Annotated in this window: 17 protein-coding genes and 1 tRNA gene; 7 read left to right on the plus strand and 11 right to left on the minus strand. The window is 51.8% G+C overall.

The genetic code is table 11. The features are described 5' to 3' along the window. The first annotated feature begins 62 nt into the window (after nucleotides 1-62). The 3 genes from SLH49_RS12975 (at nucleotide 63) to SLH49_RS12985 (ending at nucleotide 2,238) form a co-directional block, all read left to right on the plus strand. Nucleotides 63-614, plus strand: coding sequence for a recombinase family protein (locus SLH49_RS12975; protein ID WP_320269554.1), 552 nt, complete (start codon nucleotides 63-65; stop codon nucleotides 612-614). A gap of 68 nt (nucleotides 615-682) precedes the next feature. Beyond that, on the plus strand, nucleotides 683-1,069 hold the full coding sequence (locus tag SLH49_RS12980) for a hypothetical protein (RefSeq protein ID WP_320269555.1): 387 nt from the start codon (nucleotides 683-685) through the stop codon (nucleotides 1,067-1,069). Between the two features lie 365 nt (nucleotides 1,070-1,434). Further along, a complete protein-coding gene (locus SLH49_RS12985) occupies nucleotides 1,435-2,238 on the plus strand; it encodes a hypothetical protein (RefSeq protein WP_320269556.1) in 804 nt (267 codons plus the stop codon). Nucleotides 2,239-2,248: 10 nt separating this feature from the next. Here SLH49_RS12985 and SLH49_RS12990 read toward each other — a convergent pair whose 3' ends face one another. From SLH49_RS12990 to SLH49_RS13015, 6 genes are all read right to left on the minus strand, one after another. Continuing rightward, nucleotides 2,249-2,806 (minus strand): hypothetical protein, encoded by a 558-nt coding sequence (locus SLH49_RS12990; RefSeq protein WP_320269557.1) that lies wholly within the window; start codon nucleotides 2,804-2,806, stop codon nucleotides 2,249-2,251. Nucleotides 2,807-3,090: 284 nt separating this feature from the next. Then, entirely contained in the window at nucleotides 3,091-3,528 is a 438-nt protein-coding gene (locus SLH49_RS12995) for a hypothetical protein (protein ID WP_320269558.1), read from the minus strand. Nucleotides 3,529-3,698: 170 nt separating this feature from the next. Continuing rightward, entirely contained in the window at nucleotides 3,699-4,730 is a 1,032-nt protein-coding gene (locus SLH49_RS13000; RefSeq protein ID WP_320269559.1) for a LuxR C-terminal-related transcriptional regulator, read from the minus strand. Next, nucleotides 4,731-5,057: a hypothetical protein gene (locus SLH49_RS13005; RefSeq protein ID WP_320269560.1), complete on the minus strand. Its 327-nt coding sequence runs from the start codon at nucleotides 5,055-5,057 to the stop codon at nucleotides 4,731-4,733. Between the two features lie 27 nt (nucleotides 5,058-5,084). Beyond that, nucleotides 5,085-6,017 (minus strand): nuclease-related domain-containing protein, encoded by a 933-nt coding sequence (locus SLH49_RS13010; protein WP_320269561.1) that lies wholly within the window; start codon nucleotides 6,015-6,017, stop codon nucleotides 5,085-5,087. A 156-nt stretch (nucleotides 6,018-6,173) separates the two neighbouring features. Further along, a complete protein-coding gene (locus tag SLH49_RS13015) occupies nucleotides 6,174-7,067 on the minus strand; it encodes a hypothetical protein (protein ID WP_320269562.1) in 894 nt (297 codons plus the stop codon). Between the two features lie 336 nt (nucleotides 7,068-7,403). Between SLH49_RS13015 and SLH49_RS13020 the strand changes: the two genes are divergently transcribed. The 3 genes from SLH49_RS13020 to SLH49_RS13030 all read left to right on the plus strand — a co-directional run bounded on the left by SLH49_RS13020 (nucleotide 7,404) and on the right by SLH49_RS13030 (nucleotide 9,818). Further along, nucleotides 7,404-7,529 carry a hypothetical protein gene (locus SLH49_RS13020; protein WP_320269563.1) on the plus strand — a complete coding sequence of 42 codons (126 nt, stop codon included), beginning with the start codon at nucleotides 7,404-7,406 and terminating at the stop codon, nucleotides 7,527-7,529. Between the two features lie 570 nt (nucleotides 7,530-8,099). After that, entirely contained in the window at nucleotides 8,100-8,930 is an 831-nt protein-coding gene (locus SLH49_RS13025; protein WP_320269564.1) for a hypothetical protein, read from the plus strand. Nucleotides 8,931-8,936: 6 nt separating this feature from the next. Beyond that, entirely contained in the window at nucleotides 8,937-9,818 is an 882-nt protein-coding gene (locus SLH49_RS13030; protein ID WP_320269565.1) for a toll/interleukin-1 receptor domain-containing protein, read from the plus strand. Nucleotides 9,819-10,518: 700 nt separating this feature from the next. Here SLH49_RS13030 and SLH49_RS13035 read toward each other — a convergent pair. From SLH49_RS13035 to SLH49_RS13045, 3 genes are all read right to left on the minus strand, one after another. After that, nucleotides 10,519-11,691 carry a hypothetical protein gene (locus SLH49_RS13035; RefSeq protein WP_320269566.1) on the minus strand — a complete coding sequence of 391 codons (1,173 nt, stop codon included), beginning with the start codon at nucleotides 11,689-11,691 and terminating at the stop codon, nucleotides 10,519-10,521. A 536-nt stretch (nucleotides 11,692-12,227) separates the two neighbouring features. Continuing rightward, nucleotides 12,228-12,302 (minus strand) — tRNA-Asn (locus tag SLH49_RS13040). Nucleotides 12,303-12,371: 69 nt separating this feature from the next. Then, the gene (locus SLH49_RS13045; protein ID WP_320269567.1) at nucleotides 12,372-13,196 is read right to left on the minus strand and encodes an MBL fold metallo-hydrolase; all 825 of its coding nucleotides are present in this window, start codon (nucleotides 13,194-13,196) and stop codon (nucleotides 12,372-12,374) included. Nucleotides 13,197-13,327: 131 nt separating this feature from the next. Between SLH49_RS13045 and SLH49_RS13050 the strand changes: the two genes are divergently transcribed. After that, entirely contained in the window at nucleotides 13,328-14,647 is a 1,320-nt protein-coding gene (locus tag SLH49_RS13050) for an ATP-binding protein (protein ID WP_320269568.1), read from the plus strand. Nucleotides 14,648-15,360: 713 nt separating this feature from the next. On the opposite strand, the gene SLH49_RS13055 is transcribed toward SLH49_RS13050, so the two are convergent. Beyond that, a complete protein-coding gene (locus tag SLH49_RS13055) occupies nucleotides 15,361-16,368 on the minus strand; it encodes an SIS domain-containing protein (protein WP_320269569.1) in 1,008 nt (335 codons plus the stop codon). Further along, nucleotides 16,365-17,258 (minus strand): carbohydrate kinase family protein, encoded by an 894-nt coding sequence (locus tag SLH49_RS13060; protein WP_320269570.1) that lies wholly within the window; start codon nucleotides 17,256-17,258, stop codon nucleotides 16,365-16,367. Before SLH49_RS13060 ends, SLH49_RS13055 begins: the two co-directional genes overlap by 4 nt.

Below are 17,258 nucleotides of genomic sequence, written 5' to 3' on the forward strand. Positions count from 1 at the left end.
TCCGGACCAACGCACGAAAGGGGTTCCTTTGGTTGAACCACGGATGTGCAGAAAGACATCAAATGAAAAAGCTGGGATACTTGCGGGTCTCGACCGCCGACCAGAAGCCAGACAGACAGATTGATGGTTTGAGGTTTGTTTGTGATGAACTGTTTGTTGAATATGCCTCAGCCGCAAACACCAAGCGTCCGGTGTATGAAGAGGTGATTGCACGCCTCAATCCTGGTGATGGTCTGGTGGTTTGGGACCTGGACCGTGCCTTTCGTTCGGTTGTGGATGCGCTCATCGAAGTCGAGAAGCTAAAAGAGCGTGGTATCCACTTGGAGATTGTCAATCTCAACATCGATACCAATACCCCGGGCGGTATGTTGATCTATACAGTTGTTTCCGCCTTAGCAGAGTTTGAGAGACGTATGCTGTCCTCTCGCACGAAAGAAGGCATGGCAGCAGCCAAGGCGCGCGGCAAGCATGTCGGGCGCCCGCCGAAGCTTTCAACCGCGCAGCTTGATGATGCCATTGCACGAATTGGAAGTGGAACACCGGTTAACAAAGTCGCAGCCGCATTTGACATGGCACCTTGGTCACTCACGCGCGCAATCAAGCGCGAGCAGTAGTAACGCCAAGAAACGACTACGGCATAAGATTACTTCATGATATTATATGCTTAGGGAAGGGTATAGGCATGAAAGACACTTCAACAGACGGAGCGATGGCCCAGTTCGCAAAGCGGCTGGCCATTAACTGCGTGCGCAATACTGTTCTCGAGGACTACCATTCCGGGCGAGTGCCGAAGACGAAATCAGGCGACTTCTCAGATGTGCGGGTGATTGATGCCGAAGGCACCGAAGTCCCCTGGATCGATGTCTCACGCATCAGCGACGAAGAAATGAAGCGCCTCATGAAATGCGTCGTAGATCGGCTCTATACCTGCCTCATGCGCACGGAAGAGCCCGGGTTCATCAAGCTACTCGCTGCCTACGATGCATCTACCGATAAGTGGGATGCGCCGCAGATTGACCAAGGCTTCATAGAGCACCTGAACAACTTAGCTGGGAAAGATACATCCTAGCGAACCAATTGCGGTGCCTGACCCGGCCTGGAGCTGAAGCAGTTAATCTGCCCATTCTTTTTGTATTGTCCGAAATCAGCAGCCCTCGATGTGCTCGCTGCTAGACGGGTGACTTGTTCAGATGCCGGGTAGCCCCGAAGCGGACCCTTGCCTGTTGCGGCTTGATCGAACGATCAGCGGGACTTGGTGAGCTTTCGCTGCACCTGCGCCAAAGTCAGCTTCCGGGTGGTTGCAGCACAAGCGGATTTTTCGCTGGTTGGAGCGACTAGGCCCTGCAAGCCTCAATCTGAATTTGTCAATTTCAAGCTTTGTATACAGATTGCGTCCGAGCAATATAGCGCCAGCGAAATTTGGGGATTACTTCGATGTTTACAGCATATGTTTATCCAGTCTTTGTCGCAGTGGTTATCACTGTCATCGAAGTCTTTTTTCTCACTCGTTGGCTTAGGAAGCGTGACCAGACAAAAGATCGTATGACGTGGAGTCCATTCAAGATACTGTTTTACGAGTCCACTCTAAGATACGGCAGCATGCTGCATCTTCATGCGCAAGAATACATCAAACACATGGACGAAAAGACCAATGCTATCCGTGAGAATCAAGAATTGAGCTACGAAGATATCGATGACTTGAAGACCATCCAACGGAACTTCTGGACCAGCTTAGAAAACATCAAGAATGAATATTTCTTTCTCTTACAAACCGTTGCCCCCTCGCTTGAACCACATGCGGCGCAAGTTTGCAGTCGAGTGCTTGGGTTCGATTGGACCATTCGGCGGACACTCGAAGATGTAGATACAGATATCGGAAAACTCTATCCTTTGATTATTCTTGATAAAAACAATCCGCCCCCGATAGAAAAGGATGTCGTTGAGCGCCCCTTGACTTCGATAGCTTTCAAACCTTCGATGTTAAATCTCTCGATCATGTCCTTTTCTAGCTTCCCATTAGATCTAAAGCAGACCGCAAAAGAGTTGGACAATCTTCACTACAGTGAAAATGAGAATGCCTTTGTTCGAGAAGAACAATGGTCTGGGCTAGAGCAAGGAAAGCAGCGGCGTGAGTACTACGAACTGCACGACAGACTGAACCCAAGAACCATGCCGATCAAGACATTTTGGGAGTCTGATGAAGAATTCAATTCCAGACTGTCTAATGCAAAGGACTGATCCACTTGCTTCACTTTTGGCCCTTTAGAGGTAGATCCCGCGCCATGTTTTCAGCAGCAATGGTCATGTCGAGCACCCGACAAAACTCCATAGAGGCCATTAGCATGTCGAATGGGCTGACTCTTTCGCCCGTAACGAACCTAGCAAAGTGGTCAACAAGGCTCTGTGAAATGTTCTCGTCACCGTCTCTAGGAAACCTTCTTGCATAGTCAGTGTATTGGGCAAGGCACTCCTGAAAGTTCTGTTCAAGGACGGCGTCTCGCTCAGACGCGTGCGGACCTGCATCTACTGTCCCAAGTATCAAACCTCTAAACTTTTCGAACTCTCTTTGCTTCTCGCTTGTTGCCGAACGAGCACATCCGCACCCTACAACGGCCAGGGAATAAATTTTCACGGCGGTCGAGTTGATCTCAGAGCTGTGCTTGTTCATCGTGCCCTTAAGAAAATCCTGCAGATAGCTTTCGATATTGTACTGAGCAAAGAGAAGAAATTCGCCGAAGTCTTTCGGCTCTTCGATTTGTCTTGGGTCGGGCAAATCACTTTTCTTTCGGCGGAGCCATCCAAACACATTGTTCTCCAGTTCACACAAACCAATCGACCCTCTGGTCCAGTATTACGGTTACACAAACAAGTGCCAAGCGCTAGATACAACTGACTTTCAGTGCGATAGGTTGCGCTCAAACACTCTGATCGGACATTCACGCACAGCGCAGCATCATGCACTTTGGGCTCGGTGCTGACATCTGACGGTTTTGGTCGGATGATCCTCGTCAGCCCGAAGCGGACCTTGCTCCGAACGCCACAACAGCAGAATTCAAAGCGACTTCGATCATTCTGGACCTTTCTTGGAAGTCATTGAAAATAGCAGAACTTGTAGACACGAGCATCCCAACTTCCACCGATATCGTCGCGACTATTTTCAATAGATAGTGCCACGGCATCATCATAGCCTGGTTGGTTACGTCGAAGTTGAAGGTTGACGTTAGCAATACGTGAGCTGCCATCAGGGCATTGAGCATTTCGTTCATAAGGAACTATCGCGCCGCGTGGAAACCACGGTGGTCCAGCCGGTCCTTGTCTCCCTTCTGGTCCGATGAAAGCCTCTTCCGTTCGAAGCGTTGTGACAAGTCTTCGCGACAGAAGTGGGTCTGTCAATATCTGTTGTCCTACCTCAACCGCTATCGCGTCATCGAGTTCGACCTTGAAAAGATCGAAAGCCTGACCGCCTGAGAAAAGAATTATCGCCGTCGATACAGATGAAACGACAGCTACTATGATATCACGGGTCATTTTGCACCTTTCGGTCGTTAAAAGTATACCAATAATTCGGTTGCCTATGCACGCGAGCCTCTCTTACTCATCGCAGGAGTATCGAAATCATACCGCATCAAACTTTCACTGACGCCCCGCCTGAGATAATTTGAGGTTTGATACGTATTGCCAACTACCAAATGGTAGTTTCATAGTTGAAAAAAGAGCGAGACTAGTTTTGCCTGTGAAGATGTACCAGTTTTGCTCAGAATGCCTTTCAGCCGCTGCCGAATGGTTGAAGTCCTTAAACCCAAAGTACTGGCAATTTCATCAGCAGAGTTCCCTGCGGCGAGAAGTTCGGTGCATGCTAATTCAGATTCCGTAAGTTGATACAGGGCACTGAGTTGGCTCCGCCTACTTTCAGAAGTCGCTGCTGTGTCAATGGCAAGAACGATCACCTTGTCCTCCGTAAAGAAGTGACGAAGTGACGATGGTAGCTGCAGGATGTTGAAGCGGCGCGTCAGGCCAGATTGCTCCATCACAACATGTTTCGGCCCATATGAAGCAGGATTAGCCGAACATGCAGCCTTGATCTCATCCATGGGCCATGCAGACGGATCGAACTGATCTAAGGGCACCTTTGAGGAAAAAGTCGCGCGACCCGTCACATTAAAGACGGCGAGTTCATCAACTGTTTGTGACATCATCTCGATCAAGCTAAGAAACTGATGTTCGGCCTTGCTAGCAAGTAGTTCAGCGGTTGCGGCAACCATCTGTCGGACCTCAGAAGCGAGTTGTTTCTCTTTGGCCGTGATCGAATGTCGATCAGGCTGAAACTGCATCGACAGTCCGAAGATGTTGTCTTGAATCTTCAGGCCTATTATTGCTCCGTACCCAAGTCCTCTGGAACCAAGAAAATCACGGAAGTAGGGGAGCTTCATTAGCGACCGGCGATCACCAAGATCATCATCGCATGCGAAGTAATCTACCCGCAGTTTAGGGATCAGCTTCTGTCGCAGGTCCCTATATTGCCACCCGTTGGCGACATATGCGTTAGTCACAGTCTCCAGGGTTTTCGACTGAAACAACCACACGCCTCTGAAATCAGGGTCGTGCCCCATGATGATTGTACCCACAGCGCCAAAACAATCTGAAACTGCATCGCAGACATCGCGCCAAGCGGTTGCATCACTCTCAACCTTCTTGAGGGCCAAATGTAATTTGTAAAACTCCTCCTTCATCTAACTCGTATCGTCCAGAGTTCCTGTTTTACCGGCCTCAAGAACTGCAACTTGTGCCAGTCCATTCAACTTTGCAAAGTCCGCTTTCTGCGCATCACCTGCGTTGGTGGGCAGCGCAGCACCTGTCAAAATGGGCTCGCTGCCGACATCCGACGCCTTTGCTCGGATGACCCATGCCAGCCCTTTGCGGGCGTTGCATTCCGAGTGCGTTCGGAAGGTCAGCGGACTAACCAACACGATGGTGCGGTCGCATACGCAACGCACCATCTGCGACACAGACAACAATGACAGCGCGCCAAATTTGGTCGATGCTCGCTTATCGCACAAGATGAGCTCTCTGGGGCAGGTAGAATATCAGGTTACCTTTCGCGTACCACGGCACTTAGGGAACTTCGTACATCCCCAAAAAGTGTCGCCCGTCTTGCGGTTTGCGCGTTGTACCATTTCGCCTCCACATTTCGGACATAGGGTTTGGCTTTTTGGGTTTGAGTTCACTGACGAATGTGCGACGTTTTTGGCCGCAGTTTTCTTTTCAAGATTTTGCAAGTGCTGTGCGCGACTGGCTCTGTTGCTCTCCAGTGCCTCACCTAGCAGCTTTTCGGCAAAAGCGTTCAATTGGAAGTCCGAGAAGACGAGCTGTCTTCGAGCTGAGATAAGCTTTCCGAGCGCGCGCAGTCCCCAAGCGACGTTTTCTGGCATTTCGGTCTTAGGTTCGGCAGTGCCAGTAAAGACAACAAAATTGTGCAGCGACGTTAGGTCGATGTCCAAGATGCTTTGCACGGCTTTAACGTGAGCATAGTTCTGCCGTAGTGGGTTTTGGAAGCTACGGCGTTTGCCACCTTTCTGCACTTGCGTCCATTTCTGCTGGTCAGCACCACCAAAAATCCAACCAGACATATTCTTGGTCTCGATCACGAAAATCCCGAAGCGCGATAGTATAAGGTGATCCAGTTGGGTCGTTCCGCTTGCGATTGGCAGGATCAAGTCAGACAAGACCCGATACTCATCTTCATCTAGAATAGAGGAGAGCGCATTGTGCACCTGGCGCTCGCCTCTGGCACCTTTTCGCTCCGGAGTGTTGTAGCTTCGCTCAGCAGCCCGAATTGCCGACCTAACAGCAGATTTTAACAAATAGTTAAACATGCCGAGCTCCAAGGTTGCTTCACAGGTTGTGCTGAGTGACACAATACCAAGGTATAAATTACGACTTGGATCAAGATGTGGCAATCGTGTCTGCTTTGGGCTGATTGTGTTGAAAAACTCGGTGTTCGAGTGAAGATCGGTCAACTTGGGCTCGCTGCCAACAACTGACTGTTTTGATCGGATGACGGGGGCCAGCCCAAACCGGACATAGGATCTACGGGCTGCACTGGTCGAATAGCGGGCAACATGCCGTTGACCATGAGCATTTGAATGTCCGCAAAATATGTCGCTATGTTTTCCCTAGCCTTCTGGCAGATCAATATTAACGCGGATCGCGGCTCCTATCGGCCCTGAACGTCGACGAATTAAACGATCAATCAAGTCTGTGTCCTCTTGTGTGTAACGACGACCAACCTTACAGCGCATCAATAAATCAGCGACCCAATGCTCCAGACGCCAATATTCTGTTCCAGAAGCCTTCTTGACTGAGCTGATAGACGGACCTTTCGTGTCGTCCGCGTCGGCGGTTAACGCGTCGTCGATTGCAGAACTTCTTACGACTCTTGCCCCCACAGGGGGAAAGCTGACGGATTGGTAAGTTGAGGCTGGTAGGCTTGTCTGGAAGGGAACTTCACTTGGATTGTATAGAAGATAAAAGATTGCCTCTTTAAACTGTTCGTGAAAGTGCTTGATCCGCTGTAGCTGTTTGTCCGGGTTGCGAATTGCTTGGTATCTGGAGTCCTCAAGAAATTCGTATTTTCTCTGCAGCTTAGACAAAGCGTTACCAGATCGCGGCTCGATAAGCCCATTAAGGCCCAAACGAAAAGAAACTGGATCATCATCGTCGACATCGCAATTTTCTGGGTAAAGGCGCTTAGACTGTAAGAGGCCGATCTTTTGATCCAATAGTTTCCCAAACATTGACACGTGAACGACAAACGCAATGTCCGCCAGCTCCCACTTATCAAATTGACGAAGACCACCAATATTGTGGATTTCAAGCATTACAACTGCCCCAGAAGGCAGTGCCTTTGGAGCTGCAAACTGAGACACCTTGTTAATGAAGGCATCATCGAGAGACGGTTCACGAATGTTGGGCTGGTTGACCACACGCTCGGTAACGTCATCATTGCATGCTCGCATAATGAGACGAACCCATTCGATTACGTCATCAGGTAGGGTATTCCAATCCATAGCTCTATCCAGTCTTCATTTAAGATGTCTCATCCAAAGCTCAGTTACACCATGAAAGTTGCCTTTGGTACCTTGCGCAGCATTCGACATGTAGGGCTCGCTCCTGACATCTGACGGACTTGGTCGGATGCCCGGGTGCAGCCCAAACCAGACTTTCGATTGGCCAGACTGGTGGCGTGATCGGCGGATGGAGCTGACGCCGGTTAACTAGACCGAAGTTCCGCTTTCGGGCGTGGTGCGACGCATCTCGAGAGTTACTCCACCATCCCCATCGTCACAAAGACTCGCGAGAACGCTGAAAAGATGTCATAATGGGGACGCCGAACGTGCATTGGAATGACCATCTTTGCAGCAATTGAGAAGCGCCATGACAAACTTTATCAAGCGGATTTCATTAATCCTCGTATTCATAAGCCAGACTACCGGCTTGCAGGCCCAAACAGCGGAAGAAAACAAATTTGAAACTATGCAATGCGTTGCAGTGTTAGACGGAGAGATGGGGAGTTGTTCCGATTTGTTGTCGGACTTTCTGGATGCATCCGGGACCTCAGTACTCAAGGTGGAAGTAGACATTGGGTGCTATCGAGCATGCATAACTGGGTGCGCAGACGACGATCGTAGGTGCAAACAAAACTGCGTCGACCGCTGCCAAAGGATCATCTGCATGCCTGAGACCTGTTAAATAGCTAGAAAAGCTTGAGATGCGATCCTAGCTCGGACAATCCTGCGATGCGCCGCGGACGTGATTTGGGTTCTGCATGGGCTTCCGAAGGATTTGGTCGGTTGACCAGTGCCCAGCCCAAAGCGGACAGTCATTCTGGTCAGAGAAGTGAAACTTACATGCAAGGGCTTATGCGTCTTTCAGTCGTTTTCGCTCAGCCACATATGACGAAGAATGCAATATGCGGTCCTTACCTCAAGATGTTGGCATTGCCGCCATACGATTTGTAGTCTTGTATAAGGAGCATCACATCGGCATTGACCGCGTGTTGCACACATCACAGATGTATCCGCCAGGGGATTAAGGTAAAAATGTTCAACCTGATTGTTGCTGGAGGAACGCGACACAACCGCCAAGACGTCCTCGCTGCGAGCCGGATATTTGAATACACAGAAGACTGGATTCGAGATGAGTTTCGACCAAATGGTAATATCGACTTCACTCGTCTGTGTCGCCTCCCGACTCTTTTTATGGAGGAGGGCATAGGGGATGAGGTTGCGCGTTTGGGATGGCTATCCAGAGTTGATTTGGTAGGGAGAGAACTGCGTTTTCAGTACGCTTTTGATCCTGATGTGCCGCCTCTGACCAACGCCGAAATTTATGAGCTGTCTGCAGAACTGCAAATGGCAGATTGGGAATTCTCAAGAAATCATTGGGCAATCAAGAATGCCGATCTCGGATATACTTTGCTCAAGAACCGGTTTGACAGCGTGCCCGCACCAACGGTGTTTAACCTCAGTGAAAGCCCCGTCAATCCCCGCCTTGTTTCTTTGATGATGCCGTTTGGTGGTTTCGATGGGGTGCATCAGGCACTTAGGAAAGCCATTGAGAGCGCGGGTTTCGAATGCCGCCGAGCCGACAACTTTTGGCAACACAGCCACATCATGCAAGATATCGTTGAGTTGATTTGTACATCTCAAGTGGTCGTTTGTGACCTATCAGGCAAAAATCCAAACGTATTCTATGAAGCCGGGATCGCACATACTTTGGGCAAGGAAGTCATCCTAATTACACAGTCAATGGATGACGTGCCGTTCGACTTAAGGGCGTTGCGATGCATCACCTATCTGAACAATGGTGAAGGTCAGGCCAAATTGGCCACGGATGTGGTGCAGCGCATAACTACCGTGACGGGAAGGTGAGGCTCTATGCGGGTATCGGACAAGCTGGCACTGTTAGACAAGATTGGACGTGAGCTCCAAAGCAGGTTCACTTTCAGCGAAATTGACGCATTCCTTGCTGAGTTTCAGATTACTCGACCGGAAAACGCGGAGCGGAACAGCAAATGGGTATACTCAAAAAATGTGTTGTCTGGATTGGATGACGAGTTGATCATCAAGATTGCAGGCGAGTTAGATTTGCTTGAGATCACTAGTACAGGCCAACATTTTGAGCCTCCGAGAAACTGGCAAAAGACACAAGAATTCCGTTTGTTCATTAGCCATGTAGCGGCGGAAAAACTGAAGGCGACCAGATTGAAAGACTGTCTTGCCAAGTACGGCATATCTGGCTTTGTCGCTCATGAAGATATTCATCCAACTCTGGAATGGCAAAACGAGATCGAGCGGGCGCTGCACACGATGGACGCATTTGTCTCGATACATACGTCTGGATTTTCAAAGAGCTTTTGGACGCCGCAGGAGATAGGTTTTGCAGTTGGGAAAGCCATCAAAGTGATTTCCCTGCGGATGGGTGAGGACCCAACAGGGTTCATTTCAAAGCAGCAAGCGTTGTCTCGCGGTAGGAAGACAGCCGAAGAGATAGCAGACGAAATTGACCAGCTGCTGAGTGATGACCCACGAACTCAACAAAGGCTGGCCGAAGGGAATCCTAAAGCCCGCATTAAGTCGGACCGCATAGAACGGATTGCTTGGCAGGCCTCAATCAGTTCTTCCTCCAGCTCAGGCGTGACAGGCAACGCGCCAAGGTTTGCGGCTTTCGCGATCTGGTTGAGATTGCTAGAAAGGCGCGACTGGCCCAAGGCTCCAAGCACGCGCGCTAGTTCTGTATGGTCTTTGATAGGTTTGTGACCACGCACACGGCGCGGTGTCAGTTCGCCGTCGAAGAGCTTTTGCCGAATGTATTTCCCAAGAGGCATACCCGCCGCTGCTTTCTCAAGCTTGGCACGTTCTTCGAACGCAAAACGGATAGAAAAGGGTGCCGGAGCTTTCTTTTGCTGCGTTGCACTTTGCTGCGTTGCAGTACGCAATTCGGGTGTAAGTCGCAGTATCCCTTGCGTTGCAATATCCTTGAACTCACTCATGGCCCCACCTCCGGACCATCGGAAAACTCTTTCTTATCAATATGTTTGAGTTGTTCTTCCCATTCTGCTAATGTCTCAAATAGCGTGTCTGAGGGGTTCGAACTTTCTCCCCCAGTGTCCGCCACTTCACTGATTTGACCGTGAAACCCCTCTGATGCATTGAATGGTAAGGTGCTTTTGGCATTCGAAGCCTTGTTTTGGAGACGTAGAGATCTGGTCTACAAGGGTCAGTCTGATGATCTTTATTTGCAGCGGATAATACCGAACCTTTGAGTTACCGTCTGGTCTATAGGTCATACGAGGCTCCCCGCGCCGTCATCTGCAAAGCTGGCTTTCATATGCACTCGAGCACATGCCAGATATGGGCTCTAAATCGTCTAAGCCCCATGGTCTCCGAAGCGCGAGCTAAAAGAGGATTAACTTGCCTTCTACGAAGCAGGCAGCACGCCATAAAAAGATCATGCAGTTCAGCAGTCCTTCTCTGCCAAGCTAGCCAACTTCGCTCGGAGATTTTGATTTACCTGTCTGATGTCCTTAAGCTGATATTGTAAGTCCGCCACACGAGCCTTTAGCTTCTTTCTATCTGCAGCAAGTTTGGCCAGCTTCTGCTTTTCTTGCTGAGTTAACTCCTCAGTACCGACCATCAACAAACAGGCCAATTCAGCAGCGCGTTTGGGCTCAATGGATCCGAAAAAGTCTGTCAGATTGGTGTCAATAGGATCACGAAACAGAACACCGTCATCTCTTCCAAGATATTCGCGAGCGACATGTTGGTTTTGTTGCTCGTAGCGTTCGATAATGGTTCTTGCCCGACGTTCCGATAGCGCCACGACCGGGCAGTTCTTAGAAAAAGCCTGCATGATGTGCATTTGTCGCTTACGAATCCGCGTCAGGCTACCTTCCGCGTCAATGTGCTGCGCTGCCTCATTCAAGTCTCGTAGATAAGCAGCGACTTCCGCGCTCACGCGTTGATTCCGTTTCTCAAAGTGATCACGCCCTTCAAGCTTGATCTCCGTTCGTTTCAAAAAGTCACGAACGACGTCGCTTTCAAACAACTGACCTCTCTCGAACGGGCAAACGGTTATGCTGGCACTACCTATAGCGTTGGCCCACAGACCGAGGCGATCACTGTAGTTGTGGTAACCGCTTAGCGTTTCCCTTTCCTCGAAAGAGTCAAAACTAAGGCTTTGTCCAGTTCGAATGACTTGTGTCCACATGCTGGTCAAGTGAAGATCTTGGCGCCTAAGGTAAACTACAACGTTGACTTGATCGAACCACTTCCGGAGATAACCGACAATGCTTTGAACGGCGACGTCTGAGTTGCACCACTCCCACAATACCTCTGACGAGATGATCGTCGTGTCGGTGCCCTCAATCTCATTTGCAAACCGCTGATCAAACTCGCGCGCAGCAAGGGCGTCGTGCGGCCCCCAGCGATGATAGCGCTCCGGCACAACCTTAAGCATGTCGGGTTTTTCAAAGCAGTTCCGCATGTAAAGATGGAATTGGCTGCCCTTGACTCCCATAGTCTGTGTAAAGGAGACCCGTTTGGCTTTCAGTGCTTCGCGATTCTCAGCGAGCACATGTTGGATCGACGTGGATCCTGTTTTCGTCATACCGACGTGCAGAACGACTTTCATCTTGCTTCCCTAGCTAAGCAAACCAAACTCTGACCACTATCTGGGCCTCCGCGTTCTTCGGTCGGTTTATGTGATGGTTAAGTTAATCAATCACTATTGATTGCACCAGCCATAGCTCAGGCCAGCAGTTCTCGTTCCGATGGGTTACCCGTGCGCGCAACCTGCCAGCAAACCAGTTGGCCGATTTGCTTCGCTTTTAGTGAGTGCCCCATAGGCTCTAGGTTTTCGGTAGCCATGATTTCGGTGTCTGTCCCAAGTTAGCGAAAGTATTGCATGAAGGTCTGTGACGGTTCCCGTCGCCACCGGTCGAAAGCGACCGGAACATGCGCCTTTTAGATTGTGTCGGAGTATGTCATCACAACCACTCTTTGCTGACCGAATGTATAACGGGGAAGTCCTGGTTTTGGCCTTCGCTAAGACAAACGCGGGCGTCTGTTTTTGACCTTTCGCAGCTCGGATTGTTGTAGAGCCTGCTCGAAACGACAGAAGCCGTTCGCATAAGAGACCTTGATCGTTTTGTTATCTCTAGAAGATTTTGGCTCCGGCGGTAGGGATCGAACCTACGACCAATTGATTAACAGTCAACTGCTCTACCGCTGAGCTACGCCGGAATATGACGGGCGTATAGCAATGTGAATCCGCGCCGTCCAGAGGGTTTGAGCGAGAATTTCCGCTTTCCGTCATGGCCTTCCAAGACGATAATATGTCGCTGTGATTGCAAGGGCCGGATGAGCTGCAATGATGCCCCGTTCGGTCAGGTCAACCAAATGCGCGAAGACATTCCTTTCGGCGGCAGGAAGCAAGGTGGGTGCCACGTCCGCATAAATCCGCCGGGTCAGTGCACTGACTGTCAGGTCGTTAGACCCGAGTTGATCAAGGATCTGCGCCTGCCGGGCCAAACGATGCCTCACAAGCCAGGCCAATCGTTCTTTGGGTTCGGTGATTGCGGGGCCATGCGCTGGGAAATAGGTTGTCGCATCAATGGCGCTAAGCTTTTCGCAGGACTGCATAAAATCGGTCAGATCACCGTCTGGAGGCGACACCAGGGAACTCGCCCATCCCATCACGTGGTCACCGGTGAAGACGAACTGCCCCCATTGGAAGCAAAGGTGATTGCCAATATGACCCGGCGTATGTAGCGCTCGAATCGCGCCCCATGGCCCACGGATAATCGCCTGATCCGGCAGTGGATGATCTGGCACAAATCTCGTGTCAATTCCCTCGCCGCCACCGATAAGATCCGAGGCGGCAAGGCGCGACATGACATCGCTGCGTCCGGCCTTCGCATCGCCAAAAGCCAGAACCGGTGCTTGAACGGCGTCAGCCAGATGGTGGGCAAGTGGTGAATGGTCCAAATGACTATGCGTGACGAGAATGTGGGTGACCGAACGGCCTGCAATAGCGGCCAGCAAGGCATCCAGATGCCGCATATCTTCCGGACCAGGGTCGATGATGACAAGTGCCGTTTCGCCGACGAGATACGTATTGGTTCCCCAATGCGTCATCGGTGATGGATTGGGGGCCAACACGCAATGAAGATTGCACGCCAAATGTATTGGCACGCCAACCGGGTAGGGCGCCGGATCGATCATGATAGTGGCTTCCTGTTTTCAGCGCGGCCCGTTAGCGTGGGGCCATGTTTTTTCGCTGGCTCAAAAACACGATGCCGCGGGGGATCTATGCGCGGGCTGCGCTGATCCTCATATTGCCGGTGATCTTTTTGCAATTGCTGGTCTCGGTTGTGTTTATTCAGCGCCACTTTGACGGGGTGACACGGCTGATGACAAGCGCTGTCAATATTGAGCTGCGCTTCCTGATCGACACAGCGAATGATGCACGTGATTTGCAAGAGGCCAGGGACGCAATCTCAAGGATTGACGCACCGCTGGAAATTCTGACCGATTTGCCGGCCAATGATGTTTCACCTGTTGATATCAAGCCGTTTGTCGATCTGACCGGCAATGGAGTTATTAGCAACATGCGCTCCGGAATCGCGAATATCCTAGCGATCTCGCTCGAGGACCGCAGGCGCGTGGTTGTCTGGGTCGACACGCGGCACGGTCCTTTTAAGATGGACTTTTCGCGCAGACGCGTATCTGCCTCCAACCCGCACCAATTGTTGGTTATCATGGTAGTTCTTGGCGCACTCATGACGGCTGTGGCTTATGTGTTCCTACGAAACCAGTTACGCCCGATCAAGCGCCTTGCGACCGCGGCGGCGGATTACGGGAAAGGCCGGATCACCCAGTTTACGCCGACGGGCGCAGTCGAGGTGCGTGCTGCTGGCATGGCGTTTCTGGATATGCGTAACCGGCTCGAACGGCAGGCGCAGAGCCGCACGCTAATGCTTTCAGGCGTTAGTCATGATCTGCGCACGCCTCTGACGCGTTTGCGGCTCGGCTTGTCAATGATGGAGGACGCGGATGTCGCCCCGATGATCCGCGATGTCGATGACATGCAGCGTCTGCTTGACGGGTTCCTTGATTTTGCGCGTAGTGATGCAAGCGATGGGTTGGAAACCATCGTACCCGCTGATCTGGTGACCGCAGTTTTGGAGGATGCACGCCGCACTGGGCAAGACGTGACCTGTGGTGGGGTCGAGGGATCTCATGACCCAATACGCATGCGTCCCTTGGCACTAAGAAGGGCGCTTGACAACTTGATCAACAACGCATTGCGCTACGGGACAAAGGCCGAGATCGGACTTAGCGTGACGGACCGTGCGGTACGGTTCTGGGTCGAGGATGATGGGCCCGGTATCCCGCCCGAACAACGTGAAGACGCGATCAGCCCATTTGTGCGCCTAGATCCGGCCCGCAATCAGGACAAAGGAAGCGGTGTCGGCCTGGGTCTTTCGATCGTGGCGGATGTCGCGCGGACCCATGGCGGTGTCCTGCGGCTTGGACAAAGCGCGAAGCTTGGTGGGCTCATGGCTGAGCTGGTTATTGGTCGCTAGCTTTGGTGTCTTTGTGAACGATCAGAATCTTATCTAAGCTTTCGAAGTAATTCTGTTAGGAGTATTAATGGCAAACGATGCCAGAGCCCGATCAGCGAATTCGGGTTTTTCGCCGCGAGTGCACACGGCATCAAAATCACCGCCGCTGTGAAATTGTCGGTGATATCGATGCCGTCATCCTGAATATTTGTGGTAAGCCTCGGCCATCGCAGTGTTGGCCGGTGAAAGGCACCCGAATATCGCGGGGTGACGTTATTTCATGCGGTTTGATATGATGCCGACTTGAACAACATCCATTACTTGCTGACGGCTGGTGGAAATGCCGTTCACGAAAAACGGAGACCTGAGAATGTGACATCGCCAAACCCACCGCCACAGATTGAACGGATAACAGGCGAGGCCTAACAATTGCATATTTTGAGGATCTGCTCTGTTGTTGAAGCGCTGGATGTTGATAAACAACCAACGCCCGTCTCGTTCGTGTTCCTAGACGGCAAATATAGACACACATTTACTACTGCGCTACATGGTCTGATTAGACTATGAAGCGGCCTGTAAGCCCATATAAAAAAGGATTTTTTTGCTACGGGTTAGCATTCACCGACGCGTAAGAACCGAGGGGCCTATGAGATTTCTCTTGAGAGCAAGAAAGCCAAGTTTCTCAATAGTGAACCGACTGCATCATCTCGACTTGGGTCACCACAACCCATCATCTAGAGTGTCTTGGTTACCTTGCGCAGATGTGGGGGATTATCAGGATCGAGGCCGAGGCTCACCGAAAGCCTCTCTGCAAGACGATAGAATGGCTGGACGCTGAAAAGCGGGTCAACGAGCCAATGACCGGTAGCGGGAGGTGTCGTTAGGGTTATGACTCGCGCGCCCTGCACCGGCAGACGTTCCAAGACCTGCTCTATGCCCTTCTCATCCGGTGTAGACAAGGCGATGACTGGATAGCCGTCGCGCAGCACAGCACTTGGCCCATGCAAGACCTCGGCGCCACTGTAAGAGGCTGCATGAATTTCGCATGTCTCGACCAGCTTCAAAGCGAATTCGTGCGCCAATCCCAGAGCCGCACCCCGCGCGATGATCGTTGTTTGTTGAGTTTCGCGCAGTGCCTGCTGCACCTCGTCCAGAGCAGGTATTTCGATGTCTTCCTTCATGCAATCGGGAAGCCGGTAAAGCGCCGCGGCAAGGTCATGGTCGTCGGCCCAATCAGCAATCAGCCAAAGACCAGCAATAGTGGAGTTGAAGAAGCTCTTCGTCGCAGCAACAGCGTGCTCAGACCCCGCAAGAATATCGATCACGTCTTGTGCGGCCAACGCCAGCGGGCTCTTCGGCGTATTTGTTAGGGTGACCACATGCCCGCCGTTCCTGGCTAGCGACCGGCAAAGCGCCGCGATATCTTCGCTCCCGCCAGATTGGCTAATGGCGAGTGCTGCAAGCCCCTTCATCTTCAGCTCTTTGCCATAAACCGAATGGATTGAGGGGCCGATTGAGGCAACCGGAAGGCCCAGAACCGATTGGATCGCGTAGCTCAGATAGTTGGCTGCGTGATCGGACGAACCGCGCGCGACCGTAATAACAGTATTGGGTTTGAGTTCGCGCAGTGCTGCGGCGATTTCTTGGCTTTTTGATCTGGCCTGGGGCGTGGCGAGGCGTCGCGCTGCGTCGGGCATCTCATCGATCTCCCGGGCCATTTGGGTCGTGGCACTTTGGGTCATTCTCGGGCGATATCCAACTCGGAGACCGGCGTGGCCACTGCAGAGAAGCCACCCCGCGTCGTGACGGCGACGGCACCGCGTTCATTGCCCGCCTCAAGACAGGTTTGGAGTGAAGCGCCATTCAGCCATCGCGACAAGAAGCCCGCGTTGAAAGCGTCCCCTGCGCCGGTTGTGTCTTCGACATCCACTTTGATGGCCGGTGCGGTCAGCGTCTGGTCTGACGAGAGCAATGTCGCCCCTGCAGAGCCGCGTTTGACGACTGTAATGGCGCCCATCCGATCACTCAGGCCCGAGCTTTGAAGGACCTTCATTTCAGCCTCGTTAGGAAGAAACACATCCAGCATGCCGACGAATGGCTGAAGCGCGTCGGCTGTAAAGTCGTCGTCCCAACCACAATCGGCCGAAACGGTCGCATCAAGTGATCGGGCCACTTTCAGTATTTCCGGATCAGCGATCAGGCTGGTGATTTCGCCGATATGGATGTGTTTGAAGCGGTACTTGGCAATATCGTCGACGCGTATCTTAGGGAAAGCGCCCCCAGCCCGGCGGGTGAGAAAAGACCGATCCTCGCCCTTGGCCATGGCGATGGTGATCTGGGGGCCTTCGCTGGCCGGTAGTGGGGCGCATAGGGACAGATCAATCTGGGACGCGGTTAGGTCAGGTCGCATAAGTTCACCAAAAGGCGACGCCGGCAGCATCGCAGCAAGTGACGACCTGTGTCCGAGTTGTGCCAGATGTGCAGCCGTAATGAAGGCCCCGCCACCAGCATGGGCGCCAAACCCATCGGTGAACACTTCGGTGCCGAGGGTCGGCATTCTGGGCAGCCCGGTAAAGATCAAGTCGCAATACAGGCGACCGACCGACAATACTGGTGGGTTTTCGTGGCTCAT

This window comes from Cognatiyoonia sp. IB215446 (assembly GCF_033963825.1).
GTDB lineage: Bacteria > Pseudomonadota > Alphaproteobacteria > Rhodobacterales > Rhodobacteraceae > Yoonia.